Source organism: Streptomyces sp. KMM 9044 (genome assembly GCF_024701375.2).
GTDB lineage: Bacteria > Actinomycetota > Actinomycetes > Streptomycetales > Streptomycetaceae > Streptomyces.
Genome location: NZ_CP113910.1, coordinates 1,159,191 through 1,182,576, shown reverse-complemented (window position 1 = coordinate 1,182,576; position 23,386 = coordinate 1,159,191). Strand labels below are relative to the sequence as shown.

The 23,386-nt window shown below is 67.1% G+C and carries 23 protein-coding genes and 6 pseudogenes; 16 read left to right on the top strand and 13 right to left on the bottom strand.

Annotated features, from left to right (window positions below; all coding sequences use genetic code 11):
• Positions 1-71: 71 nt before the first annotated feature.
• Complete coding sequence (locus tag HUV60_RS05320; protein WP_269441139.1) at positions 72-1,055, bottom strand: IS1380 family transposase; 984 nt, start codon at positions 1,053-1,055, stop codon at positions 72-74.
• Entirely contained in the window at positions 1,037-1,468 is a 432-nt protein-coding gene (locus HUV60_RS05315; protein WP_269441138.1) for a hypothetical protein, read from the bottom strand. The genes HUV60_RS05320 and HUV60_RS05315 overlap by 19 nt, the downstream gene beginning before the upstream one ends.
• A 218-nt stretch (positions 1,469-1,686) precedes the next feature.
• On the opposite strand from HUV60_RS05315, the gene HUV60_RS05310 reads away from it, so the two are divergent.
• The 3 genes from HUV60_RS05310 (at position 1,687) to HUV60_RS05305 (ending at position 2,983) form a co-directional block, all read left to right on the top strand.
• Positions 1,687-1,836, top strand: a complete 150-nt coding sequence (locus HUV60_RS05310) for a hypothetical protein (RefSeq protein ID WP_257851978.1) — start codon at positions 1,687-1,689, stop codon at positions 1,834-1,836.
• A gap of 359 nt (positions 1,837-2,195) precedes the next feature.
• On the top strand, positions 2,196-2,567 hold the full coding sequence (locus HUV60_RS33830) for a hypothetical protein (RefSeq protein WP_443047220.1): 372 nt from the start codon (positions 2,196-2,198) through the stop codon (positions 2,565-2,567).
• Positions 2,540-2,983 carry an Imm10 family immunity protein gene (locus HUV60_RS05305; protein ID WP_257851979.1) on the top strand — a complete coding sequence of 148 codons (444 nt, stop codon included), beginning with the start codon at positions 2,540-2,542 and terminating at the stop codon, positions 2,981-2,983. The genes HUV60_RS33830 and HUV60_RS05305 overlap by 28 nt, the downstream gene beginning before the upstream one ends.
• A 259-nt stretch (positions 2,984-3,242) precedes the next feature.
• Here the strand turns inward: HUV60_RS05305 and HUV60_RS05300 are convergent, their stop codons facing one another.
• Positions 3,243-4,703 carry an IS1380 family transposase gene (locus HUV60_RS05300; RefSeq protein WP_257851980.1) on the bottom strand — a complete coding sequence of 487 codons (1,461 nt, stop codon included), beginning with the start codon at positions 4,701-4,703 and terminating at the stop codon, positions 3,243-3,245.
• Positions 4,704-4,871: 168 nt separating this feature from the next.
• On the opposite strand from HUV60_RS05300, the gene HUV60_RS05295 reads away from it, so the two are divergent.
• Positions 4,872-5,204 (top strand): hypothetical protein, encoded by a 333-nt coding sequence (locus HUV60_RS05295; RefSeq protein ID WP_443047219.1) that lies wholly within the window; start codon positions 4,872-4,874, stop codon positions 5,202-5,204.
• Here the strand turns inward: HUV60_RS05295 and HUV60_RS05290 are convergent.
• From HUV60_RS05290 to HUV60_RS05280, 3 genes and pseudogenes are all read right to left on the bottom strand, one after another.
• Positions 5,188-6,225 carry an IS3 family transposase gene (locus HUV60_RS05290; RefSeq protein WP_257851982.1) on the bottom strand — a complete coding sequence of 346 codons (1,038 nt, stop codon included), beginning with the start codon at positions 6,223-6,225 and terminating at the stop codon, positions 5,188-5,190. The genes HUV60_RS05295 and HUV60_RS05290 overlap by 17 nt on opposite strands.
• Entirely contained in the window at positions 6,222-7,709 is a 1,488-nt protein-coding gene (gene ltrA / locus HUV60_RS05285) for a group II intron reverse transcriptase/maturase (RefSeq protein ID WP_257851983.1), read from the bottom strand. The genes HUV60_RS05290 and ltrA overlap by 4 nt, the downstream gene beginning before the upstream one ends.
• A 641-nt stretch (positions 7,710-8,350) precedes the next feature.
• A pseudogene (locus HUV60_RS05280) lies at positions 8,351-8,652 on the bottom strand (transposase); the annotation flags it as partial.
• Between the two features lie 81 nt (positions 8,653-8,733).
• Between HUV60_RS05280 and HUV60_RS05275 the strand changes: the two are divergent.
• Both HUV60_RS05275 and HUV60_RS05270 read left to right on the top strand, forming a co-directional pair.
• Positions 8,734-9,699 (top strand): SGNH/GDSL hydrolase family protein, encoded by a 966-nt coding sequence (locus HUV60_RS05275; RefSeq protein WP_257851985.1) that lies wholly within the window; start codon positions 8,734-8,736, stop codon positions 9,697-9,699.
• 83 nt (positions 9,700-9,782) lie between these two features.
• The gene (locus tag HUV60_RS05270; RefSeq protein ID WP_257851986.1) at positions 9,783-10,109 is read left to right on the top strand and encodes a hypothetical protein; all 327 of its coding nucleotides are present in this window, start codon (positions 9,783-9,785) and stop codon (positions 10,107-10,109) included.
• Between the two features lie 87 nt (positions 10,110-10,196).
• On the opposite strand, the pseudogene HUV60_RS05265 reads toward HUV60_RS05270, so the two are convergent.
• Positions 10,197-11,558 (bottom strand): annotated as a pseudogene (locus HUV60_RS05265) (transposase); the annotation flags it as partial.
• A 114-nt stretch (positions 11,559-11,672) separates the two neighbouring features.
• On the opposite strand from HUV60_RS05265, the gene HUV60_RS05260 reads away from it, so the two are divergent.
• From HUV60_RS05260 to HUV60_RS05225, 8 genes and pseudogenes are all read left to right on the top strand, one after another.
• Positions 11,673-12,179: a hypothetical protein gene (locus HUV60_RS05260; protein WP_257848178.1), complete on the top strand. Its 507-nt coding sequence runs from the start codon at positions 11,673-11,675 to the stop codon at positions 12,177-12,179.
• Positions 12,180-12,260: 81 nt separating this feature from the next.
• Positions 12,261-13,781 (top strand): ISKra4 family transposase, encoded by a 1,521-nt coding sequence (locus HUV60_RS05255; RefSeq protein ID WP_269441137.1) that lies wholly within the window; start codon positions 12,261-12,263, stop codon positions 13,779-13,781.
• 102 nt (positions 13,782-13,883) lie between these two features.
• A complete protein-coding gene (locus HUV60_RS05250) occupies positions 13,884-14,144 on the top strand; it encodes a hypothetical protein (protein ID WP_257851987.1) in 261 nt (86 codons plus the stop codon).
• Between the two features lie 95 nt (positions 14,145-14,239).
• Positions 14,240-14,674, top strand: a pseudogene (locus HUV60_RS05245) (site-specific integrase); the annotation flags it as partial.
• Positions 14,675-14,716: 42 nt separating this feature from the next.
• On the top strand, positions 14,717-15,808 hold the full coding sequence (locus HUV60_RS05240) for an IS630 family transposase (RefSeq protein ID WP_257851989.1): 1,092 nt from the start codon (positions 14,717-14,719) through the stop codon (positions 15,806-15,808).
• Between the two features lie 53 nt (positions 15,809-15,861).
• Complete coding sequence (locus HUV60_RS05235; protein WP_257851996.1) at positions 15,862-16,863, top strand: transposase; 1,002 nt, start codon at positions 15,862-15,864, stop codon at positions 16,861-16,863.
• Between the two features lie 201 nt (positions 16,864-17,064).
• Positions 17,065-17,676, top strand: coding sequence for a hypothetical protein (locus HUV60_RS33825; protein ID WP_443047218.1), 612 nt, complete (start codon positions 17,065-17,067; stop codon positions 17,674-17,676).
• Positions 17,573-18,400: a hypothetical protein gene (locus tag HUV60_RS05225; RefSeq protein ID WP_257851998.1), complete on the top strand. Its 828-nt coding sequence runs from the start codon at positions 17,573-17,575 to the stop codon at positions 18,398-18,400. Before HUV60_RS33825 ends, HUV60_RS05225 begins: the two co-directional genes overlap by 104 nt.
• Before the next feature lie 13 nt (positions 18,401-18,413).
• On the opposite strand, the gene HUV60_RS05220 is transcribed toward HUV60_RS05225, so the two are convergent.
• Genes HUV60_RS05220 through HUV60_RS05210 form a run of 3 tightly spaced genes read right to left on the bottom strand, consistent with a single transcriptional unit; the run spans position 18,414 to position 19,560 of the window.
• Entirely contained in the window at positions 18,414-18,716 is a 303-nt protein-coding gene (locus HUV60_RS05220) for a DUF7701 domain-containing protein (RefSeq protein ID WP_257852000.1), read from the bottom strand.
• Positions 18,713-19,180, bottom strand: a complete 468-nt coding sequence (locus HUV60_RS05215; protein ID WP_443047217.1) for a RipA family octameric membrane protein — start codon at positions 19,178-19,180, stop codon at positions 18,713-18,715. The genes HUV60_RS05220 and HUV60_RS05215 overlap by 4 nt, the downstream gene beginning before the upstream one ends.
• A complete protein-coding gene (locus tag HUV60_RS05210; protein WP_257852004.1) occupies positions 19,177-19,560 on the bottom strand; it encodes a TIR domain-containing protein in 384 nt (127 codons plus the stop codon). The genes HUV60_RS05215 and HUV60_RS05210 overlap by 4 nt, the downstream gene beginning before the upstream one ends.
• Before the next feature lie 170 nt (positions 19,561-19,730).
• Here HUV60_RS05210 and HUV60_RS05205 point away from each other — a divergent pair.
• A pseudogene (locus HUV60_RS05205) lies at positions 19,731-20,357 on the top strand (IS256 family transposase); the annotation flags it as partial.
• 895 nt (positions 20,358-21,252) lie between these two features.
• Here the strand turns inward: HUV60_RS05205 and HUV60_RS05200 are convergent.
• Both HUV60_RS05200 and HUV60_RS05195 read right to left on the bottom strand, forming a co-directional pair.
• Complete coding sequence (locus HUV60_RS05200; RefSeq protein WP_030856548.1) at positions 21,253-21,456, bottom strand: hypothetical protein; 204 nt, start codon at positions 21,454-21,456, stop codon at positions 21,253-21,255.
• Between the two features lie 98 nt (positions 21,457-21,554).
• A pseudogene (locus HUV60_RS05195) lies at positions 21,555-22,697 on the bottom strand (IS256 family transposase); the annotation flags it as partial.
• 154 nt (positions 22,698-22,851) lie between these two features.
• Here HUV60_RS05195 and HUV60_RS05190 point away from each other — a divergent pair.
• A pseudogene (locus HUV60_RS05190) lies at positions 22,852-23,121 on the top strand (hypothetical protein); the annotation flags it as partial.
• Here HUV60_RS05190 and HUV60_RS05185 read toward each other — a convergent pair.
• On the bottom strand, positions 23,060-23,356 hold the full coding sequence (locus tag HUV60_RS05185) for a transposase (protein WP_331462042.1): 297 nt from the start codon (positions 23,354-23,356) through the stop codon (positions 23,060-23,062). The pseudogene HUV60_RS05190 and the gene HUV60_RS05185 overlap by 62 nt on opposite strands.
• Positions 23,357-23,386 lie beyond the last annotated feature (30 nt).

The following is a 23,386-nucleotide window of genomic DNA, read 5'->3' as shown; positions in this document are numbered from 1 at the left end:
GCGTCGGCTTCCACGGTCCGAGGGTGCTGCGGGTCTTCTCCTTCCGGGCTGTTGGGGCGACGGATTGGTGGTCAGCCGGTGTCGGGCAGGGCCTGGACGCGGTCCCATGCGGCGACGGCCCGGTGGGCGGCGGGCCAGGCGGGGTCGAACTTGAGCTCCCGGCTGCGGGCGTGGTCGGCCGGCTTGGCGGGGATGTCGAAGAGTTCGCTGCGCAGGGTGGCGGGTTCGGCGCGGGCGAGTTTGCCGTCGAGGGCGAGGAGCTGCAGCCAGGAGATCAGGTCCATGGTGAGGGCGAGCAGGGTGCACCAGGCTTGGTTCAGGGCGAACTTGGCCGAGGGCAGCCGTGTCAGGGTGAGCGCTTTTGATCTTCGAATGCCGGACTCGACGTGCGCGTGGACGCGGTGACGGGCGTCGAGCCACTGCAGTTGACGGCCTGGGGTGTTGGTGGCGATCACGGTGTAGCGGAAGCCGGTGGCCACTTCGTAGGGCTTGAGGTCCTTTTCGTACTTGGGGTGGATCGGCTCGCGGCGCACGACGATCCGCAGGCTCCCGGGCCGGCCGGTGAGGTCGAGCAGGTCGGTGATCTCGACCAGGGCGGCGTCCTCGCGTGGCTTTCCCTTCGCGTCGAGCGCGGGCGTCCACGCCTTCTTGGGGACCTTGGCCAGCGCGGTCCAGAAGTCGTCATCGCGGGTCCAACCCACCGAGTACTCCCAGGTGTTGGCCTTGTTTCCGCCGCCTGATGTGATCCAGGTGAGCCACTCCTTGGTGGCGCCGGCACCATCAGCGCGGAAGAGGACCTTCCGGCGTCGGCGGGTGGGCAGCTGGCGTATCGCCTCGGCGCCGACCTCGATGTGGTCCACGGCAGTGTTCGACCCGGCGCTGCCCGGCCGTAGCCGGCACACCAGATGCTCGTCGGTGTTGTCCAGGAAGATCAGCAGCGGGTGCAGGCCGAAGCCTTTGCGGTGGGCTTCGGCGCCTTCCTTGTCGGAGTGCACGGGCACGAAGGAGGCGTCGATGTCCAGGACTGTCCAGCCGGTCAGTGGTCGGCCGTCCACCCGGATCCAGGGAACCCGCCGGGGCGCAGGCCGATCAGGTCGTGCACCCTGGAGCGGGTCCTGGCCGGCGCCGAGGCGATCTTGTCGAGCTGGAGAGGGCCGATCCCGTCCAGCGTGCGGTACAGCGTGGAGGCGGAGGCCGGATGGCCAAGGATCAGCGCGGCCTGCCGCATCATATCGATCCCCGCGATCGACCGTGACCCCAGCAGCACCGCGCACGCCGCCGACACCAACACCTCGCCCCGGTCATGCACCGGATGGAAGTCCCGCCGCACCAGCGCCGACGACAGCGCGTCGGTCAGCCCGACCTTGTCCGCGAGACGCCGCACCGGCACGATTCCTGCCTTGCCCACCAGCTTCCGCCCGCCCGTCGACAGCGACAAGCCCTCCGCCCACCCAGTAAGCTTCGACACCCGGAGGGTGCCTCCTTCCCAGCATGATCCAGTCGTAGAGAAGCTGAATCATCGCAGGTCGAGGCACCCTCCTTTGCTGATCTCACACACCGTCACCAGCAGCCGCCCGCCTGGTGAATTCATGAGGCTGGGGAATCGAGAATTCCTCCCACTACATCCGAGATGTCACCTTCGCCGAGGACGCCTCGACCGTCCACGCCGGCAACGCGCCCCGCGCCATGGCCACCTTCCGCAACCTCGCCATCGGCACCCTGAAGCTCCTCGGAGCCGACAACATCGCCAAGACCACCCGCGCCATCCGCCACGAACCCGAACGAGCACTCGCCATCCTGGGCATTACCAACAACCCCGGCACTCACGGAACTTGATCAAGCCCTGGGTCGGGGCCCGCGTCGGGCAAGGCCAGGGGGCCACTCGTTCAAATTCCGGGCAGGATCACGACCTGCCCGAGTTGCCGGGCCAGCGTAAGGCCCCCTGACCATGCCCGACCCCAACCCGGGCAGGACACCGGCCAAAGCCCACTCCACCGCCCTCACGCGCGCAGCCGTCTGACGGCAACGCCGACGGCAACACGGGCGCACAGCAAGGCACTTGCACGCACACCCATGGGCTGGCCAAATTCCGCTGACCTGCGAAAACGCAGGTGACAGCACCTCAGTACGCACACGTACCATGTGCTGGCGGGGCCACACCGGTCCTTGTTCATAACACTGGCGGAAACGGCCACATGTGCGATATCTCTGTGACGTCATCAGACGGAAGCACGAGTGATATCTCGCTTGAGAGCGGCGATATGACGCCTGAAGAGGCGGGGCTTGGGTATCCAAACAATGCAGCTTTCACGCATACCGAGCACCGGTTCTCGCGGATGGCTGGTGCCTCTACAGGGCCGAAGGTTTCACTCCCGAATGACCTGTTCGCTGGCAAGTTCCCTTTGAGTGCTGGTGATTCGGTTAGGATGCAAGGCCAACTCCCCCCTTGTTCGCGATGCAAGGGTGCGATGAATCGTATGGTCAACGAGTTGGGAGTGTCGGTCACGTATGAATGGTCCGGCGCCAAGGGGGCTGGGTCGTGGACAGCTGGAAGGAGGAGGCGCTAACAATGAGATTGACCGCCGCAGAGGTTGGGTTCTTCGAGGATTACGAGGGCGAAGAGGCCCTTGAGGTGGGCGTTGCCGGGGTGGATGAGTCCGGTGTCCAGAGATCATTCTCAATCCAGCGATCCACGTACGAACCGGATGAGCAGGAAATTCAATCTGGAATGGATTCCTACAACGTCTCTACTGAGCGAGGCTTCACCGTATACGGATGCCTGCGGAGCGTGCGACTCTCCGACCGGGTTCTGACGCTGGAATTCACTGACGAGGATGCGGAGATTCTTGAGATCTCAACGCCCGTTGAAGTGAACCTGAGTGAGGTTGAGATGGGTGTGGAAAATCTCCCTCGGAAACTTCGCGAGATTCTGGACTGGGGCTCTCCCGAGAAGCGACCGGATTTGATTGGGTTGGACGTTTAGCTCCACCCGTCGGCGCTCAATTTGCGTCCTCTCGTTGAGGCTTCTCAACGTCATCTGCTCATAGAGAATTCGGGAATCCGGCACACCTGACCTGGATTCGTCTGTGGGCTGATCGGTTCGGCTGCTCCGGCGGCTTGCCCCGGTTTGTCCAGCCGGTTGGCGTGGGGGCCTTCGCATCCGCTGCGGGGGCGTCGGGTTCCACGGGCCCGAGGTGGTGCGGTCCTCTCCTCTCCGGGATCGTCGGGATGGTGTCCGGCCGTCAGGCGAGGGCGGGGAGCTGGGTGGCCCGCTGCCAGGCGGTGGTGAACTGGCGTGCCCAGGGCCAGGTTTGGTCCAGGTGCAGGGTGCGGCGGCGGGCGTGGGTGCTGAGGCGGACGGGCAGGTGGTAGAGCTTCATCCGGATTGTCTCCGGTTCGGCGGCGGCGAGTTCGGGCTCGTCGTGCAGGAGGAGGAGCCGCATCCAGGCATCGAGGTCGGCGGCGATCGTGGCGGCGAGCACCCAGGCCGTGTTGAGCTGCCAGGACTTGGACGGCATCAGGCCGAGCCCGACCCGCTTGATCGCCTTCACACGGTCCTCGACCTCGGCGTGGTCCCGGTAAAGGGCGTCGACGAACCAGGCCTGCCCGGAGCCGGGAACCCCGCAAAGCCCCTGGTGAGCGGGGATGTTGGTGGCAACGATCTGGTAGCGCCGGCCGGTCTGCTTCTCGAAGGCGGTCAACTTCTTCGCGTCGCGGCGCGAGGGCTTGACCCGCCGCACGATCAGCCGCATCCCCTCCGGCCGGCCGGTCAGGTCGCGCAGGCCGGTGATCTCGGCGACCTGGTAGGAGATCCGGTCGCCGTCGGGCCCGGTGATCTCGTGCACGCGGCCGTCCTGCCGCAGCGCGGTGGTCCACACGCGCTCGGGCAGCAGCGCGATGGCCTGCTCGTCCACCTCGTTGATGGCCCAGCCGGTGACCCGTCGCACCCGGCGCCGACTTGTGGTCAGGGCCTGGAGGTGGTCGAGGACCTGGTGGCTGAAGGCCGCGCCGTCAATGCGGACCAGCAGCTTCGACCAACGGGGCAGAGGGAGCTGCTGCAGGGCTGCGGCCAGCACCGTCTTGTGGTCGGCGACGTCGTTGGGCGGGGCGTTGCCGGGCCGCAGCAGCATGGCGAGGCACTCGTGGGTGCTGGCCGGCCAGGCCCCCAGCGGCATGTGCCCGAAGCCGCCTTTGTAGGTGCCCGCGGCGCCCTCCTTGTTGCTGTGGCACTCCACGATGGTGGCGTCCAGGTCCAGGACGTACCAGCCCGTGAGCTCCCGGCCGGCCACCTCGATCCACGGGAAGCCGCCCGGCCGCAGGGCGAGCAGGGTCCACACCACGCGGCGGATCGCGGCGCGGACCCGCTCGATCCGGGCCGCGACCGGGGCGTCGACCGCCTGAAGCGTGCGGCGCAGGGTGGTGTCGGAGACCGGGCGCGGGAACAACCTGCGCCAGTGGCGCTGGAGTTGCTCGGCCTCCAGGATGTTCGTCGCGCCGAGCACGATCGCGCAGGCCAGCACGACGAGCGCCTCGCCGCGGTCCCGCCACCCGGGCCCGCTGCCCCTCGGCAGTGCCGCACTCAGCGCACGGGTCAGGCCGATGCGGTCGGCGACCTTCCGCAGCAGGACCACACCCGCGTGCCCGATCAGATTCTTGTCATCGGCCCGGACATCGAGCCGCTGGTCCCAGCCGGTAGCCTTCACCCTGAGGGTGCCCCTTACTCTGCCATGTTCTTGATCTTGTCAATCAGATCATCGCAGGTGAGAGGCACCCTTTTACTGTCGGGGTGTCAGTTCAGCAGGCCAGCTGAATTTCTGAGGCCGAAGCCCCCGAATGCCGCTGAAGGATGGTCCGACCCCGCCGCGCCCCGCGTGAAGGCGGACGAGAACGGCGACAAGGACCGCGTTCCCGCCAAGGAGCGCGGCAAGGTCCTTGGTAACGGTTACGCCAAGTCCTCCGACACCGCGTGGACCACCATCGGCGACGCCACCGGATTCCACCTCTTGACCGCGGACGAGGCCGACGGCTACCGCTGGAAGACCGCCGCAACCCTCTCCGAACCCGGGTTCTTCGACACCGACACATGGATCGGCAACGCCTGCGTCACCGCATCCGGTGACCGCGCCCTGGTCGCGTACGCTCCGCGCACCTTCACCAACATGAACCGCCCCGGGTTCGGTAGAGATCTCAGGTTTTGGTTGTGACCTGGGGTTTCGTGGTGGTGAGGTAGTAGTTGGTTTCGTATTCGACGGGCGGGACGTGTCCGATCTCACCGTGGAGCCGGCGGTGGCAGTACCAGTCGACCCACTCCGCGGTGGCGAGTTCGACCTGGGAGAGCGTCTTCCAAGGCCGTCCCGGTTTGATCCGCTCGGTCTTGAAAAGGCCGATCGTGGACTCCATGAGGGCGTTGTCGTATGCGTCACCGACGGAGCCGATCGAGGCGGCGATGCCGGCGGCGTTCAGGTGCTCGGCGAGCGTGAAACTGGTGTATTGCGACCCGGCGTCGGAGTGGTGTATCAACTCGCCTTGCTGGTGCGGATGTTCGTCGCGGTCACGTTGCCACAGGGCCATGTCCAGGGCGTCCAGGACGAGCTTGGTCTCCTTCGACGTGGCGGCGGACCAGTCGACGATCCGGCGGGAGAAGGTGTCCACGACGAAGGCGACGTAGACGACTCCCGACCAGGTCTTGATGTGGGTGAAGTCCGCGGCCCAACAGCGGTTGGGGGCCGGTGCGACGAACTTGCGGTCCACGAGATCGGGGGCCCGCTCGACGGAGTTGTCCGGGATCGTGGTGATGATCTTCTTGCCGCGGACGGCGCCGGTGATGCCGAGCTCCCGCATCAGGCGTTCGATAGTGCACCGGGCCACCTCGTGGCCCTGGCGGTGCAGCTCGTGCCAGATCTTCCTGGCCCCGTAAACACGGAAGTTGGACTCATGGACCTCGGTGATCGCGTCCTTGAGGACGGCGTCCCGCACCTGTCTGGCCGAGGGTTGGGCGGCGCGTTTCTTCGCCGCGTAGTAGGTGGAGGGGGCGATCTTGCAGTCGTGCTCGGTGAGGGTTCTGCAGATCGGCTCGACGCCGCCGAAGCGGTCCCGGTGCTCGTCGATGAATGCTACGAGCGTGTGTGTGGCCGGTCGGTGAAGTCGGCCCGGGACGCGGTGCCAGCCTGTGAGGGCTGGCCCGTTTCCCCGGGCCGCTTCCCGAACCCGGCGGGCACCTTTCAATGCACCGGGCTCTCCACAAGCCCCGCAGGGCTCTCGTGTCGTGTGTCCTCTTCTGTGACCGGCCAGGGCGAGGGAATGATCGAGCCTCGATAGCGGTAGCGGGTCGTGCCCACCTTCTCCAGGTCGATCAGTTCTCTGCGCTCGGTGGCAGGCCACCATCCGCCGCCGCAGTAGCGGTGACGGAGCTCCTTCCAGGTGGACCGGCGGTGCTTGCGCCGCAGCCATCGCCAGACCGTCTCCCACAGGTAGTGGTTGAGATAGGCGAAGACCGAGGAGGACACCCCGGGCCGGAAGTAGCCGCACCAGCCCCGCAGCGTCACGTTCAAGCGACGCAGCAGGTCATCGAGCGGCTGGTTCACCTCGACCTGTCGGCACAACGTCTTGATCTTCCGTTTCGCGGCCATCACGGCCTTCTTCGACGGATACGTATAGACGTAGTACCGATCGGTGCCGCGCTTCCGGTGACGCTGGATACGCCAGCCGAGGAAGTCCACACCGTCCTCGATATGGGTGATCAGGGTCTTCTCCCCCGACAGGCGCAGGCCCATCGGGGCAAGAGCCCGGGCGGCTTCCTCGCGCAGGGCTTCGGCGTCGGCCTTCGTGCCGTGCACCATCAGGCACCAGTCGTCGGCATACCGCACCAGGCGGAATGTCGGCAGACCGCGGCGAAGCCGTCGCTCCCGCTCCCGCGGGCTGGAAACGGGGCCGCCAGGAAGCTGGGCGATGTGCTCGTCCAGCGCCGACAGCGCGATGTTCGCCAGCAGCGGGGAAAGGATGCCGCCTTGCGGGGTCCCGGCGGTGGTCTCCTCCAGCAGGCGGTCCTCGGTGAGAACGCCCGCCTTCAGGAACGCCTTCACCAGGGCCAGGACGCGCTTGTCCCCGACGCGATGTCGCACCCGGTCCATCAGGGCCGCGTGGTCGATCTCGTCGAAGCATGCCTTGATGTCGCCCTCGACGATCCACTCGTAGTTACGAGGTCTCGAAGCGAGATAGCGCACCTCGGCCACCGCATCATGGGCCCGGCGCTTGGGGCGGAACCCGTACGAACACGGAAGGAAGTCCGCCTCAAAGATCGGCTCCAGCACCAGTTTCAAGGACGCCTGGACCACCCGGTCGGCCACGGTCGGGATGCCCAGGCGGCGGAGCTTCCCGCCCGCCTTGGGGATCATCCGCTCGCGCACCGGCAGCGGGCGGAAACTGCGGTCCTTGATACTCGACCGCAGTCCGTCGAGGAACTCCTCGACGCCCTGCCATGCCTCGATGGAACGGGCCGTTCGCCCGTCCACCCCGGCCGTCTTCGCGCCCTTGTTCCCACTCACCCGATCCCACGCCACCAGCAGGAACGCGGGATCGGCAACGAGGTTGAACAGGTCGCCGAACCTGCGACGAGGATCGTCACGGGCCCAACGGTGCAGTTTCGCCTGGATCTTCAGTACCCGTCGCTCCGCTGTGAACACAGCGTGCTCCAGTTCGTCGGTGTTCACCAACGACCGCGTCCTCCTGACCTTCCAGTAACAGCCACTGCTCGGCTTACTGGCCCCCTTCGCCCTGCGGCCGCCTCTCGCGACCTCCACAGCGGGTCGTCACTCCCGCGACTACTACGGGGCCTCCGCCCCGCCCCACGGTCCTCGGCCGGAACGGGCCTTCCCGCCATGCCGGACCGGCTGTCCGGCAACGGGGCGAACCGGGGAACGGTTCCCACGTTCACCATGCGATCGGCCGGTCAGGGAGGTGCCCAGCTCTACTCCGGCAGCATCGCCGCGTCTACGCCGCAGACCTTCAACGCGGCCTCCCCACCGTCAGAGCTATACGGCTTCGGAGTTGAGGACCCCGGATGACCCGGACCCCTCACGCACTGCACACCGGCCCGGTATCCACCAGGTTTGAGCCGGCTTCGCTGTTACGGAGCTTCGACCACTGGTTCACTCGCGTTACACCTTCTGACCTCGCTCGACGAGCCCGTGCCGTCTGGCAGTTCCGGCACGACTCGCCTTTGTCGGGGCCGCTTGCCACCCTCACCGGCGTCCCCGGATCAGGCTGCCCCCAGCTTCGTCAGGCCGCTGCGACGGCCCAACGGAAGTGGTCTTGCACCACCTCCCGATCACCACGGCGCCTCGTGGCGCACAGCTCGGCCGCGAAGAAACTTGCCGCGGCTTTCAGGATGTCGTTCGCGCGCCGCAGTTCGGCGTTCTCCTTCTTCAGCGCCTTCAGCGCTGCGGACTCCTCCGAGGTCGTGCCCGGACGCCGGCCGGAGTCGATCTCGTCCCGCTTGACCCAGTTCCGCAGGGTCTCGGCCGAGCCGATCCCGAGTTTCTGGGCGACCGCCCTCAAGGCGGCCGACTCGTTCGGATAGTCATTACGGACCTCGGCGACCATACGGACCGCTCGTTTGCGCAGCTCAGGGGGATAGGAGGAGGGGCGTGCCATGACTCAATCCTTACATGGAATCGAGTCTCCACCGAACCCGGAACGGTTCAGCGCGTCTTCAACTTCACCGGAACTCCATCGGTGGCCCTCTCCAACATCACCGAAGAGGGGCACGGGATGGACATAGCCTGGGACGCCGTCGCCTTCCAGGACCTCGGCGCCAACCCTACGCACGTGGTCGGCATGGGTGACTCCTTCGCCTCCGGCGAAGGTGCCGACAGCGAGGGCGGCAAGGACTATTTCCGGGAGACGGACTACAGGGAGAGCACCGGAGACGACGAGGTGATCAACAAGTGTCACCGGTCCAAGCTGGCCTGGGTCCGGCAGGCGACCCTGCCCGGCAGACCCCAGTCCATCGGTGAGATCTCCGACGATTACGGCAACGTCGACCTGAGCTTCATAGCCTGCTCCGGTGCACGCACCTACAACGTGACGTCGGGAGGCGAGTCGCAGTACGGCAACTCCCTCCCGCAGATGGACCTCGGCTATCTCGACCAGAACACGGACATCGTCACCATCACGATCGGTGGCAACGACGCCCGGTTCTCCGACATCATCAAGGCGTGCATCGTCCCAGGCACTACCTGTCCGAATGCTTACATCGACTCCGGCAAGCCGATGCACACGGAGATCCCGCGCATCCTCGACGAAGAGGTGCTACCTCGAGTGCAGCAGACCCTCGCGAAGATCAAAGAGCGTGCGAAGAACGCCAAAGTGGTCCTCATGGGCTACCCGCATCTGTTCGAGGACGACTGCGTGCCGGGTATCGACGATGCGGAGGTGGCGTGGATGAACCACACCATAGCGCCGCATCTCACGGCGAATATGAAGAAGGCGGCGGACGCCAACGGCGTAGTCTTCGTGGACCCTGCGGCCGAGTTCCAAGGCAAGACCATCTGCGGGAACCCGGAATCCATCCACGGAGTCGTCATGAGCGGCCGTAGTGAAGCGGACAACGACGCCCCGCTGCCGTCCATGAAGTCGTTCCATCCTAAGATCGCCGGGGCCCGGCTGTTCGCCGACGTCTTGGAGCGTGGACTGAAGTAGCCTGCCAAGCCCCCACTGGTGCGGGGTCCCGGTCCTCCTGGGGCCCCGCACTGAATCCAGGAACTACGGAGTACAGGAATTACATGACCACCGAAGGGAAGGCCCAGTCCGCGGGGGCCGAGACTGCGACGACCCTCGTTCTGCTCGTCCTCGACACCATCGCGTTCTTCGTGCTGTGGGTCGGAGTCGTCGGACTCATCGGGTGGGACCCCGGGGCGGAAGCCGAGGCCGACCTCACCCGCGCCTACCTCACAGCCGCCGCCGTCGCCGCAGCCATCGGGGCCGGGTCCACCTGGTTCTTGCACTCTCTGCGCTTCAAAACCGCCACCATCGTCCACGCCATGCTATTCGCCGTCATGGTGTTTATATTCGCCACCGGCCCTCAGCTCCTGGACAAGGTCGTCAACTGAGCGGATCGAGAAGCACTATGAGGCTAGAAGGCCACTGAAAATCTTGTGGAGGGGCTGTTCGGCCGCAGGCCGGGCGGCCCTTCTTCGTCATGGGGTGGTTGGGGCGAGGTGCCAGGTGCCGCTGGTTCGGGTGAGTCCCAGGTTGATCAGTCGGCGGAGGTTGAGGGCAGCGGCGCGGTGGTGGAGCGCGATGTTGTTGGCGATCACGCCTCGGTAGCGGACGCGGCGGTGGCCGTGGGCGACGAGCCAGGCGATGGCGCGTTCGACCGGGGGCCGCCAGCGGCGGTATTCGTCCTGCCAGGCGGTGTCGGTGGTGGCCTGGTGCCGGGCGGCGGTCAGCAGCCCGTGCTGGGGGTGGACATTGACGACCCGTCCGGTCTTCGAGGTCGTGCAGCGTTCCCGCAGCGGGCAGCCGGTGCACAGCCGTTTGAACTGGGCGGTGCGGGCGCCGTCGGCCTTGGGGCGGCCCAGATTCGCGGTCTGTCCCGCCGGGCAGGTCACGGTGGCGGCGCCGGTGTCGACGTGGAAGTCGTCGATGGTGAAGCCGCCGGGGACGGCCTGCCGCAGCGGCGGCGGTTTGATCACCAGGACGTGGCCCTGGGCGGTCAGCTGTTCGCGCAGGCTGCCGGTGCCGTAGGCGGAGTCGCCGAGCACGGTCAGCGTCTCGCCTTCGCTGTGGTCTTCGTCGGCCAGCAGGTCCAGCGCGACGGCGGCCTCGTGGTTGTCCGGACCGTAGCCGCCGGTCAGCGCCACGGCGGTGAACAGTCCGGCCTCCGGCTCGAAGGACACGTGCCCGCGGTAGCCCTCCTGGTGGCGGGTGCGGTTCTTGTGGATGTGCCGGGCATCGGCATCGACGGTGGACACCGTCCGGTCGGGCACGGTGCGCCGGGCGATGCGCCAGCGTCCGTCGCGGCCGTCGGAGTCCTCGGCCGGCTCCACGTCCTGGCCGGCGACCAGGGCGAGCAGGCCCACCGCGTTCGCGGCCTGCTCGCCCAGCTCGCGGTCGGGCAGCCGGCCGAGCAGGTTGAGTGCGTCGGACACCAGCGCGTCGACCAGCGCGGCGCGGGCGGCCTCGTCATTCCAGGCGATCTTGGGTTTGCCGGGGTCGGTGTAGTCGTGCGCGGTGCACCACCGGCCGGCGATCTCGCCGGCGCCGGGGACCTCGCGGATCACCCGGCGGATCGCGGACACCAGCTGGGTGACGGTGTCCTGGGTGGCCACCGCATCGTCCAGGACCGTGGAATCCAGCGCCCGGCGCTGCTTTCCCTTGAGCACGCCGGTGGCCGCCACCACCTCCCTGACCTTGGTGAAGATCCGCATCGGGTCGGCCGAGCGCGCAAGTCGGCGCCGGAAGTAGGTCAGCAGCGAGGGATCGAAGGCGGTGTCGTACAGGCCCAGCCCGCAGGCGGCCTTCCAGCGCAGGTCACAGCGCAGTTCCTGAACCGTCTCGAACCCCGGATGGGTGCGGATCCTTTCCAGGGATGGTTGAGCTGGGGTTTCGCTGATCCGGGTGTGGGTGGGGTGGCGGCTTGTCTACCGTGGCGGTAGAGGAGGCGGTGCCGGATGGGCTCGTTGATCGGTGAGCTGGAGGAACGCCAGGCGGCGGTGCGGTTGCGGGTGGAGGAACTCGAGCGGGAGGTGGCCGCGTTGACCGTTCGGCTGGAGGCCGAGCGGGGCCGGCTGGATCGGCTGACGGTGACGCGGGAGACTCTGGAGGAACTCGCGGCCGAGGGAGTGGCCCTCGAAGTGGCCCGGCCGCCGGCGGAGACCTTGCCGGTGGGCGGGGGCCGGGTGGTGGGGGTGCAGACCGTGACCTTCTGGCGGGAGGGGATGACCAGCGTGGATCTCCCGCCGGTCTACCGCGACATCGTGGACGTGATCGACGACGCGCCGGGGGCGGTGCAGGCGAAGCAGATCGTGCCCAGGATCGGGCTGCCCGCCCAGACCTCGAAGATCGAGGCGACACGGTCGAAGCTGAAGAGGCTGGTTGAGCGGGGCTGGCTGGCCGAACAGGCGCCGGGGCAGTTCACCATCTCGGCCCACCGGGCGGCAGCCGGCTCGGTGAGGTAGGTCAACTCCCGGTGTTCAAGGGGCTCTTCTCCCTACATTCGTAGGTGCGAACCGAAACGAACATCAGGAAGAAGAGCCCGGATGGAACGCTACGGCACCAGCGATGTCCCCGACCCGTTTGCCTGCTCGATGGAGGCGGTGAAGTCGCTGGCAGCACGGCTGTCGGCGCGTGAGACCGCCGAGCTGGACCACGCCGCGGTGGAGCGTCTGATCGAGGTCGACGGCAGGGAGATCCTGCGCCGCTTCTTCCAGGACCACCTCGATCTGCGCGCGGTCCGCGAAGAACAGCACCCGCCGCCGGAGCCGGTCCTCGGTGCGGACGGAGAGAGGCGACCGTACCGCGAGCGGGGACACGAACGGCAGCTGACCTGTCTGTTCGGAAAGGTGACCGTGACCCGGTGCGCCTGGCGGAGCCGGGGGCGGGCCAATGCGCACCCGGCGGACGCGCGGTTGTCGCTGCCGCACGGCCGGTACAGTCACGGCATCAAACGCCTCGCTGTCCGCGAAGCGGTCCGCTCCTCCTACGACCAGGCCGTCTCGGCGGTCACCGACCGGTGCGGGAAGGTCCTGGGCAAGCGACGGGCCGAATCCCTGGTCGTTGAGGCCGCCGTCGACATCGACGCCTTCTACCACCACAAGATCGCCCCCGCGTGCACGGCCGACATGCCCCTGGTCATCCAGGTCGACGGCAAGGGTGTGGTGATGCGGCCCGAAGCGTTGCGCGAGGCCACCCGGCGGGCCGCCGAGGCCAAGAAGCGCCGCGGCCGACAGGCCCGGCTCGCGCCGGGTGAGAAACCGGACAGGAAACGGATGGCGACGATCGCCTGCGTCCACGACACCGTCCCCGCCGTGCGTCGTCCGCACGACATCGTCCACCCGCCGGGCGGTCGCAGCGGCCTGCGCACGCCCAGTCCCGGCCCGAAGGCGGTCAACCGGTGGTGCACCGCCTCGCTCATCCACGACCCGGCCGACGTGATCGCCGAGGCGTTCACCCAGGCCGCCGACCGCGACCGGGGCCACCTGCGGCCCTGGCTCGTCCTCGTCGACGGCGCCCACCACCAACTCGATCTGGTCGAGGCCGAGGCACGGCGGCGCAAGGCGACGATCCACGTCCTGATCGACTTCGTGCATGTCGCGGAATACCTCTGGACGGCCGCCCACGCCTTCCACCCGGTCGGCAGCGAGGCCGCGGAGACCTTCGCCGCGGAGAAACTCACCGCGATCCTGCACGGACACGCCGCCCGCGTCACCCGCGAGATGACCACGCAGGCCGAGAAAGACCAGCTCACCGGCTCCAAGCGCGAGGCCGTCGGCACCTGTGTCCGCTACCTGACCGGGCACCTCGCCCGACTCCGCTACGACATCGCGCTGAAGAACGGGTGGCCGATCGCGACCGGTTCCGTCGAGGGAGCCTGCCGCCACCTCATCGGTGACCGCCTCGACATCACCGGCGCCCGCTGGGGCCTCGACAGCGCCGAAGCCGTACTCAAACTCCGCGCCGTCCACGCCAACGGAGACCTCGACGACTACCTCGCCTACCACCACACCCGCGAGCACCAGCGCACCTACCCCGAACAGCGGGATTACCAACTCGGAGCCTGATCAACGACCTTCCCCCAGAAGGATCCGCACCCAAGCCAGAAGAGCGCGCCGGGTCCTCGGCTCGCTCATGATCACCAATATCAGAGTAAGGGTTGTACCTTGATGAACACTGAGCAGTTTATGGCGAGAGCCTTCGCGACTCTGCTGGTTTCCATCGACCTTACGGACGATGACGAGCTGGACCCGGACGTCGCCGCAGCGCTGGTCGAGCCTGTGGCGGCCATGGCCAGGGAACTGACCCCCGAGGGGCGCGCGAACCTCGTCACGCTGATTCACATCGCCGCGCAGTCAGAGACCGACCCGGTCAGGCAGCGATCCATGCTCGCTCTGCCTGAGGAATTCGGGCTGCTGGAGGAGGACTGACGGCTACATACCCTTCTTAGCGCGGTGGCCCGCCGACTTCGGCGGGCCACCGCGCAACAGCGTCGCTGACAGCCAGGGTGGGTCTTTTTGAACCGCCCCGGCGCTTCAGGCCGTTCACCGCGAGCGAGGCCCGGCAGTTCCTCCACGCAGCCAGCAGCGACCGGCTCCACGCGCTGTACGAACTCGCCCTGCGCACCGGGCTCCGCAAGGGCGAACTCCTTGGTCTGCACTGGGACGACCTCGACCTCAACACGGGAACCGCCGTCATCCACCGTTCCCTCCAGCGCACCCGCACCGGCGGCTTGACCATCCTGCACACCAAGACCCGCACATCCGAACGTCGCATCGTCCTCCCCACCGAATGCGTCAACTCCCTGAAGACCCACCGGGAACAGCAGGAGGAAGCACGCCGGGCCGCGGGCGCGAGCTGGTCGGGCAACAGCCTCGTGTTCACCACCCCTGCCGGCGGTCCTCTCGAACCCGCCAACCTCACCCGCAGCTTCAGCCGACTCCTCAACCGCGCAGGACTAGTGTCCTGAGTCTTAGAAAAGCCATAGAAGTATGCTTGGCTCATGGCGCGCATGGGTCGGCCGACGGTCGAAGTGGTTCTGACGGATGCCGAGCGTGAGACGTTGCTGCGCTGGTCGCGGCGGGCGACGTCCGCGCAGGCTCTGGCGCTGCGCTGCCGGATCGTCCTCGCGTGTGCCGACGGGCTGTCGAACACCCGGGTCGGCGCGGACCTCGGGATCCATCCGACCACGGTGGCCACGTGGCGCAAGCGGTTCGCGGTCAACCGGCTGGAGGGCCTGGCCGACGAGAAACGGCCGCGGCCTGCCCGCACGGTGACGGACGAGCAGGTCGAGGACGTGATCGTGCGAACGCTGGAAACGACACCGAAGGGGGCCACGCACTGGTCCACCCGGGAGATGGCGAAACAGAGCGGGCTGAGCCAGTCGACGGTCTCGCGGATCTGGCGCACCTTCGGCCTCAAGCCGCACCAGGTCGACACCTTCAAGCTGAGCAAGGACCCGCAGTTCATCGAGAAGGTCCGCGACGTGGTGGGCCTGTACCTCGATCCGCCCGAGCGCGCCGTCGTGCTCTGCGTCGATGAGAAGTCCCGGATACAGGCGCTGGACCGCTCGGCGCCGGTGCTGCCGATGATGCCCGGCATGCCCGAGTGCCGCACCCACGACTACCTGCGCGGCGGCGTCACCACCTTGTTCGCGGCGCTCAACACCGCCACCGGCGAGGTCATCGGCTCCCTGCACCGCCGCCACCGCGCCAGCGAGTTCAAAAAGTTCCTCGCCAAGCTCGACAAGGAAGTCCCCGCCGGACTCGACGTCCACCTGATCTGCGACAACTACGCCACCCACAAGACCCCCGCCATCCAGAAGTGGCTCCTGGCACACCCGCGCTTCCACATGCACTTCACGCCCACCAGTTCCTCCTGGCTCAACCAAGTAGAGCGCTGGTTCGGCCTGCTGACGGACAAGCAGACCCGGCGCGGCGTCCACAAGAACGTCCAGGCGCCGGAGAAAGACATCCGCGACTGGATCGCCCACTGGAACGAAGACCCCAAGCCGTTCACCTGGACCAAGTCCGCCGACGAGATCTTCGAACGCCTCGCCGGCTACCTCAACCGCCTACCGAACCCCAAACCCTAAATATGCGGTGCTTCTGAGACTCAGGACACTATCGAGGGTTTCGGACTGTGGCCGTGGACGGCACCTTGCTGCACGTGCCCGACGAGAAGGCTCTCACCTGGCGCTATCCCAAGCGGGTGGGCGAGAGCGTGGAGTTCGGCTACCCGCTGATGCGACTGGTGGTCCTGGTCGAGTGCGGCACCCGTGCCGTGCCGGCCGCCGCCTTCGGCCCCGAGACTGACAGCGAACTCGCCTACGTGGGACGCCTGTTGAGTGTGCTGGACCGCACGATGCTTCTGCTGGCCGATGCCGGCTTCGACGCGAACGAGTTCGTCCGGGATGTTCACGCCACCGGCGCCCAGTTCCTGGTGCGCTCCTCCGCCCGCCGGATCGCCACCCCCTTCCGGCACCTGGACGACGGCTCCCACCTGGCCCGGATCGGCTACGGCGTTCTGCCCGTCCTGCTGACCGTCCGCGTCATCGAGACGTCCATCACCGTGACCCTGTCCGACGGCACTGTGCGCACCGAGCAGTGGCGCCTGCTCACCAGCCTCCTGGACCCGACCGCCCACCCAGCTTCCAGGCTCGTGGATCTCTACCACGAGCGGTGGCAGTCGGAGACGACGTACTTCTCGATCAAGGCAACGATGCTGGACGGCCGTGTCCTGCGCTCCCGCAGCCTGACCGGCCTCGACCAGGAGCTCTATGCCCTGCTCACCACCTACCAGGCCCTGATCCGTGCCGCTTCCGACACCGCCTGCACCCGGCCCGGGCTGGACATGGACCGCATCGGCTTCACCGTCCTGCAGACCACCGCCGCCGACACCGTCACCACCGCGACCGGAATCCTGCCCCCCACGGGACCCGCCGACCTCGCCGGCACGATCGGCCGGGCTGTCCTCGACGCCCTGCACCCCGCCCACCGCCGTCAACGCGTCAAGGCCCGCACCCGCAAGAACCCCACCAGCAAGTACGGACCGAACGCCGGACAACACCCCACGACCAGCCAGAACTACACCGTCCACGCCACCGTCACGTTCTTCGAGCACGGACTTGCGAACCGCTCACGGACGTAAACGCAACGGTGTTGTAGACAACAAGTTGATCTATCAGGACGTCCCGTTGCGTCATTCACCAGGGCTTGACCTGCGGCTCAAGACTCAAACGCAACGGTGTTGACATGACCGGAGCCAGACGATCAAGACTTACAGCTGCCGTGTTCGTCCCTCGTCGAGGCGGGCAAACTGTCCGTCGAGAAGACCGACATCGTTGCCTCCATGGTGCGAGCCCTCTTCACGCGAGGGTTTTCCGCGCTGGTCGTCGCGTCCGGCGCCATAGCCATCGGTCGCGAGGACCTCGCCGGCGCTGGGAACGAGGACGCCACGCGCCGTCAGGTCCTGGCCGCCGTGGGACAAGGACCGCACTTCCAGGGCATCCGGGAGGCGTTCGCGCGACAAGGCATGTCCTGCGCTCAGTTCCTGCTGACACCGCAGGACATCTGTGACCCACCACACTCGGAACCGGTCCGCGCGGCCCTGGAGCACACCCTCGAACTGGGCATCGTGCCCGTGGTGAATGAGAACGACGCGTTGTCGGTGCGCAACAACGATGTGCTCGCCGCGCTCTCGACGCCCGGATCGTCTCGGCGCACCATGGGCTTCTTGGGGAGGGAGAGAGTGCATGACGTCACCACAGCACGAGCCGCACGGCGGGGTAAACGGGGTCGGCGGGGCAGCCGGTGCCGATACGCCTCCGCAGCAGTCGCGGCTCAAAGGGCGCGTTCTCATGGCCACGGGCAGCGCCCTCCTCCTGATCGGGTCGCTCGGCGTCTACGGCGCGCGGCTGTTCATCTCGGGCACGGGGGGCTTCCTCGACGCGGTCCTGAGTAACATGGTCATTGTCCTCATCGGCGGTGGTGTGATCTGCGGCACCGGGGGCCTGCTCTACTCCCGGGGCCAACAGCATCTGCAAGCCCCCGCCGAGGAGGTCACCGCCGGCGACAGCCGGGCCCCTGTCCTGTACCTGCGCTCGTTCGAAGACGACTCCGTCACGAAGTCGTCCCATCTGGCGGGGTCGTATGCCATCGGCTTCCGGCAGTTCACCGAGGAGCAGGAGCTCACCTTGGCGCTGTCCTCAGCGGGGCCAGTCATAGCTGTCGGACAGCCCGGCGAGCAGCTTCCGCTGCTGGGTGCGCATCGTTTATACATGGACGAGGACTGGCAGAACCGGGTCATCGAGCTCATGACCGGAGCCCGCCTTATCGTGCTACGCCTGGGCACGACCGAGGGGGTCTGGTGGGAGTTCGAACAGGCGTTGGCGCAGGTGGGACCGGAACGGCTGTTGCTCCTCGTGCCCTCCGGTCCAGAGGACGCGTACGAGCATTTCCGACAGCGGGCGCACCCACGTATCAACCTCCCGGCGCTCCTGGATCCCCCGGCTCTCGGCCTTCGGCATAGCCGCATGAGCGTACGAGGCGCGCTCTTCTTCGGGCCCGGCTGGACCCCACACTTCATCGACTTCCACCGTGCGCCCATGCCGCTCATACGCGGGTCCGAGGTTCGGGTGGAGTTCGTCAGGAAGGCGCTGGAGCCCGTCTTCGCCCAGCTCCGCTGAGGATCCGGCAGCATCACGGGCCCGCGCTGCGGCTCACTCTTCGAGCAGCTGCGCGGATGGCCTGGGCGTACGGGGCATCGAACGCACGCGTTTCCGGGGGGAGCTCCCCGAAGGGAACGAGCGCCGCATGAGTGCTGTCGACCGACTGCATCCAGGCTGACCAGGCATTGTGGACGTCCTCGTCGGTTACCTGCTCCCCCTTGGCCTTCAGCAACACTGCATAGATGCGGAACAGAGCGGCTGAGTCCTCAGGAGGTTCAGCTTCAGGCGGGAGGCAGGCCCGAATAAGGTCAGCGAGCGGATCAAGGTAGGTCACGCACTTAGTGTGCCCACAAGCAGCAGCACATGCGCTGCCACGAACACCAGAGGAACGACGCGTTCTGTATCACCCAACTCGGCGTAGCGCTTGCGCCAACCGGTGATCGGATTGCGCTTCAGCTCCTCCCATTCGTCAGCGAATATCTTGACCGGGAGCCGCTCCTCGATCTTGTTGATGCCCTTGAACTTGGCAGTGTTGAGCTCCCGGTAGCTGCGAAGCTGCAGCCACCAGGTAGCCGACAGCGTGACGCCGGCGAGAGCCACGGCCACCACCGCCCACCAAGGGGAGTCCTCAAGCTTGGGGAACCCAAAAGCCACGAGGGCGACGAAGGCGGTCTGGACGGAGAGGAAGAAGGCGTTGGCGGTCCCGCGGCGCGCGGAGACGCGGTCGGCCATCTCCACGCCAAGCTTGTAGAGCTCAAGGATCTCCGCACGCTGGACAGGGTCGGGAGGCGTTGTCACCGAGCCCCTCCGACGAGCGTTTTGAGGTTAGGCCACGTCCACTTGTAGAGCTTGTCGCTGGCCTTTGCGATGGTCGGCTTCTTGCCGGTCTGGCCGCTGTACCCGTTCAGCAGGAAGTAGGCGATCCCCTCCTCCTGGGCGATCTGGAGCTCGATGGCCACGCCGACAGCCTTGTCCGTGTCCTCGCCGCAGATCACGATGACGACGTCGGACGCTCGGATCCTGGCGCGAGCCTTGACCTTCCAGACAGACGACGCCTTCTTGATCGACCAGTCATGTACCTCGAAAGGCGAGTCGGGGTTCTTGGCCTGCCCGATCAGGAATTCTTTGAGGCTCTTGTCGTAGTCATAGTCGAAACTGACGAACACGCGCTTGGGCATCGGCGTTCCTTACTCCAAGTGGAGGTACCTGCGCGAATGGTAAGGGTCGGCGCTGACAGTGGTCATCGAAACGGAGATGGCACCCTCTGCGGCAGGGGCTGTTACATGATCGCGATTCGTCCGGAACATCGGGCCGGTCCGGCTTTGGGGTGGACGTCCCGGTTCGGGCAGGATTGTGGGTCGGCGACGGCGGAGAGGGCGCCACATTCTGGCAGCAAGTCCTCACCGACCCGCGCAACCGCGGCGTCAGGGACGTCCTCATGCTGGTCTGCGACGGACTGTCCGCCCTGCCGGACGCGGTCGTGAACGTGTGGCCCCGGACCGTCGTGCAACGCTGCGTCGTCCACCTGATCCGCCAGAGCCTGCGCTACGCCTCCAGGCGGGACTGGCCCGAGGTCGCCGCCGGCCTCAAGCCCGTCCACACCGGCGTCAACGGGGCCCGGGCCCGCGAGCGGCTCGACGAGTTCGACGCCAAGTGGGGCCACAAGTACGGCTCGATCGCCGCCGTCCGGCAGCGGGCCTGGAGCGAGTTCGTACCCTTCCTGGCCTTCCCCGACGCGATCCGCGAGGTCGTCCACAGCACCAACAGCATCGAGTCCCTCAACGCCCGCTACCGCCGCGCGGCCACCGCCTGCGGACACTTCCCCAACGAACAGGCGGCACTCAAGAGGATCTACCTCGCCACCCTCGCCCCCGCCCCCTCCGGCCGCGGCCGCAAACGCTGGAACAACAAGTGGGAGGCGGCACTGAACGAGTTCGACCAGCTCTTCGACGGCCGCCTCACCGCCGGACGGGTACAGGCCGGTGCCGGGCGTGCCGCGCCGCGAGGGTCACGAGCCGCCGGGTTCACCTGGCCGTGTGAGATTTCGTGAGACGTGAGAGGGTCTGACGCGTGAGCGAGACACCACCGAACACCCTGCAATACCGCTTTGACGGGCCAGAAGAGGCCCCGGTCCTGATCCTGGGTCCCTCACTGGGTACCACATGGCACAGGTTGTAGAGACCGTCCGTGGGCGTCCAGGCCAGTCCAAGATGAGCGCGTAATGCCAGGTCAGGGGATTCTGGTCCGGGGGAGTCGGTGCAGTCGGTGATAGTCGCGTGAGAGCGGCGTGCGACGAGAAGCCCCGCAGGTGCGGCCTTGCGGGGCTTCCGAACCGGTGGGTTGCAACGGCGGCGCGGCGCGGTTGCACGCGGTTGTCCTCTCGGGAGCCACCCGAAGCAAGGGGCACAACGACGGCACGTCTCATACGACCGATGCGCAACACACGACCCAGGGACTTCACGTGATCGACCAGGACACGGTTGTTTGCTTGCGTGAAATCCAGCGCCTCCTGGTACGACGCACGAGGCCGCCCGAAGTCGTCCTGCACGGGCTGACCCTTGCTGCGGCAGGCCCAGGGGAAGCAGCGGCTGGCCACGCCGTTCTCCGGCTCGTACGCAGCAGTTCGGGCGCCCCAGTTGCTGTCGGCGGGCGGCCGATGCGGCAATTTGATCGACCAGGTCCTGGGCAGGCGGTTCCCGGGCGCGATGCGGGGATTCCGGCAGCCGACCCGCCGCGCGGCACGCCCCGGTTGCAATCCGCCACGTTGGAGGGCTAACGGGTTCGCACCTCAGTGAGCCCGGGGCGGACGGGGCCGCCACCACGGCCTCGAGCGGAGGCCGTGGTGGTCGGCGGTCATGGTGTCGTGGTGGCTACGGGATTGAGTCCAGGTAAGGGCACGCGTGTTCCCTCATCATTCGGATGGCGTGTTCGTGTTCGTCGTCGTCCTCGATCACGAGAGCCTGACGCGTCATGGTGTTGTAGATGGCGCCGGGACCGTTTTTCGTCCGGACAACCACCCAGCCTTCTTCCGACCCGTCCCAGAGGAATTCGTACCCGCCGGTCTTCTGTGTCACTTGAGCTGGCTCCACTCTGAGATTCTGCCCAGTTGGTGACGGCTGTGTGATACGCGGGTGATACGGCGAGGTCGTGTCCCTTGACGTGGTGTAGGCGATCAGTCGTCGGTTGTGATGGTGGTGTTCGGGAGCACGGGGGCGCTTTCGCCGGGCTCGGTGGGGTAGATCTGGTCCATGCTGCCTTCGGGTAGGTAACGGCGGGGGAAGGCGATCCACTCGTCGTGCATCTCGAAGAGCACGGCGGTCACCAGCCGCAGGAGGGCGTCGTCGTTGGGGAAGACCTGGACGACATCGACGCGGCGTTTGATCTCGCGGTTGATCCGCTCCAGCGGGTTCGTGGACTGAATCTTCTTCCAGTGCCGTTCCGGGAAGGCGGCGAAGGCGGTGAGGTCGTCCTTGGCGTCCAGGAGCATCTGTTTGACCTGGGGAAACTGCGCGCCCAGCATGTCGGCGACCGTGTCGAGCTGGTTGCGGACGGCGTCCTGGTCGGGCTGGGCGAAGATGGTGCGGATGGTTGCGGCGACCATTTCCGCGGCGTCCTTGGGTATCACGCCGAAGACATTGCGCAGGAAATGAACCCGGCAGCGCTGGTAGGCCGCGCCGATCATGACCTTGCGGATCGCCTTGACCAGGCCCGAGTGGTGATCGCCGAGCACGAGACGGACACCGCCCAGGCCGCGTTCACGCAAGGAGCGCAGGAACTGGGTCCAGAACACCTCGGTCTCGCTGTCGCCGACCATCACTCCCAGGACCTCGCGGCCGCCGTCCTCGGTGATGCCGGTGGCGATCACCACGGCCCGGGAGACGATCTGGTGCGCGACCCGTGCCTTGCAGTAGGTCGCATCGAGGTAGATGTAGGGGAAGCGGGTGTGGTCCAGGGGCCGGCCCCGGAACGCGGCCAGCTGGGTGTCCAGGTCCTGGCAGATCCGTGAGACCTCGCTCTTGGAGATCCCGCTGTCCGCTCCCAGTGCCTTGACCAGGTCGTCGACCGAGCGGGTGGACACCCCGTGGACGTACGCCTCCATGATGACGGCGAACAGGGCCTGGTCGATGCGGCGGCGACGCTCCAACAGACTGGGGAAGAAGCTGCCCGCGCGCAGCTTGGGTATGGCCAGGTCCAGGTCACCGGCCTGCGTGGTCAGCGTCTTGTCGCGGTGCCCGTTGCGCAGTGCAGTGCGTGTCTCGGTGTGCTCGTTCCACTCCGCGCCGATCCTCGACGTTGCCTCGGCCTCGATCAGCTCCAGGGCCATCATGCACCTCCTGGTTGAACTGGCCGTTCACCAGGGAGAGTTGCATGGTGGCCCGCCTGTCGGGCAGAGAGCGGAACCCCTGTCGGCACACGCCCCGGGGCGTACGCCCCAACGTTGATCGGCTACACCACGAAGCGGGACGCCATCCGCGGCCGGCACCGAGGTGCTGTCGTTGGACTACCAGGCGTTGATGGCCGCTGCCCTGGAGGCGGGAGCCGATGGGCTGGGTGCCCGGCGGGCGGCAGTGGTGCTGGGCTGGGACAGCGCTTCCGTCTCCCGCGTCGAAGGCGCGAGGGCCCGGCTGAAGCGGCTGGTGGAACGAGGCTGGCTGGTGGAGGAGAAACCGGGCAGGTTCATCCTGCCCGTGCCGGAGCAAGAGGCTGCTGGTGCCGGGCGGCCAGGCGGCGGCTCATGAGCATGGTCATCGACCACAAGACGACGGCCTCGCTGGTGTCGGGGCGACGCTCGTAGTCACGGACCAGGCGCCGGCTGCGCAGGAGCCAGGCGAAGGACCGTTCCACGACCCAGCGGCGGGGCAGCACCTGGAAACCCTGGACATCGTCGCTGCGGCGGACGATGTCCAGGACCACTCCGAGGTGCTGGTCGGTCCAGTCGGTGAGATGGCCGGTGTAGCCACCGTCGGCCCAGATCCGTGCCAGCCGGCGGAATGGTTCTTCGCT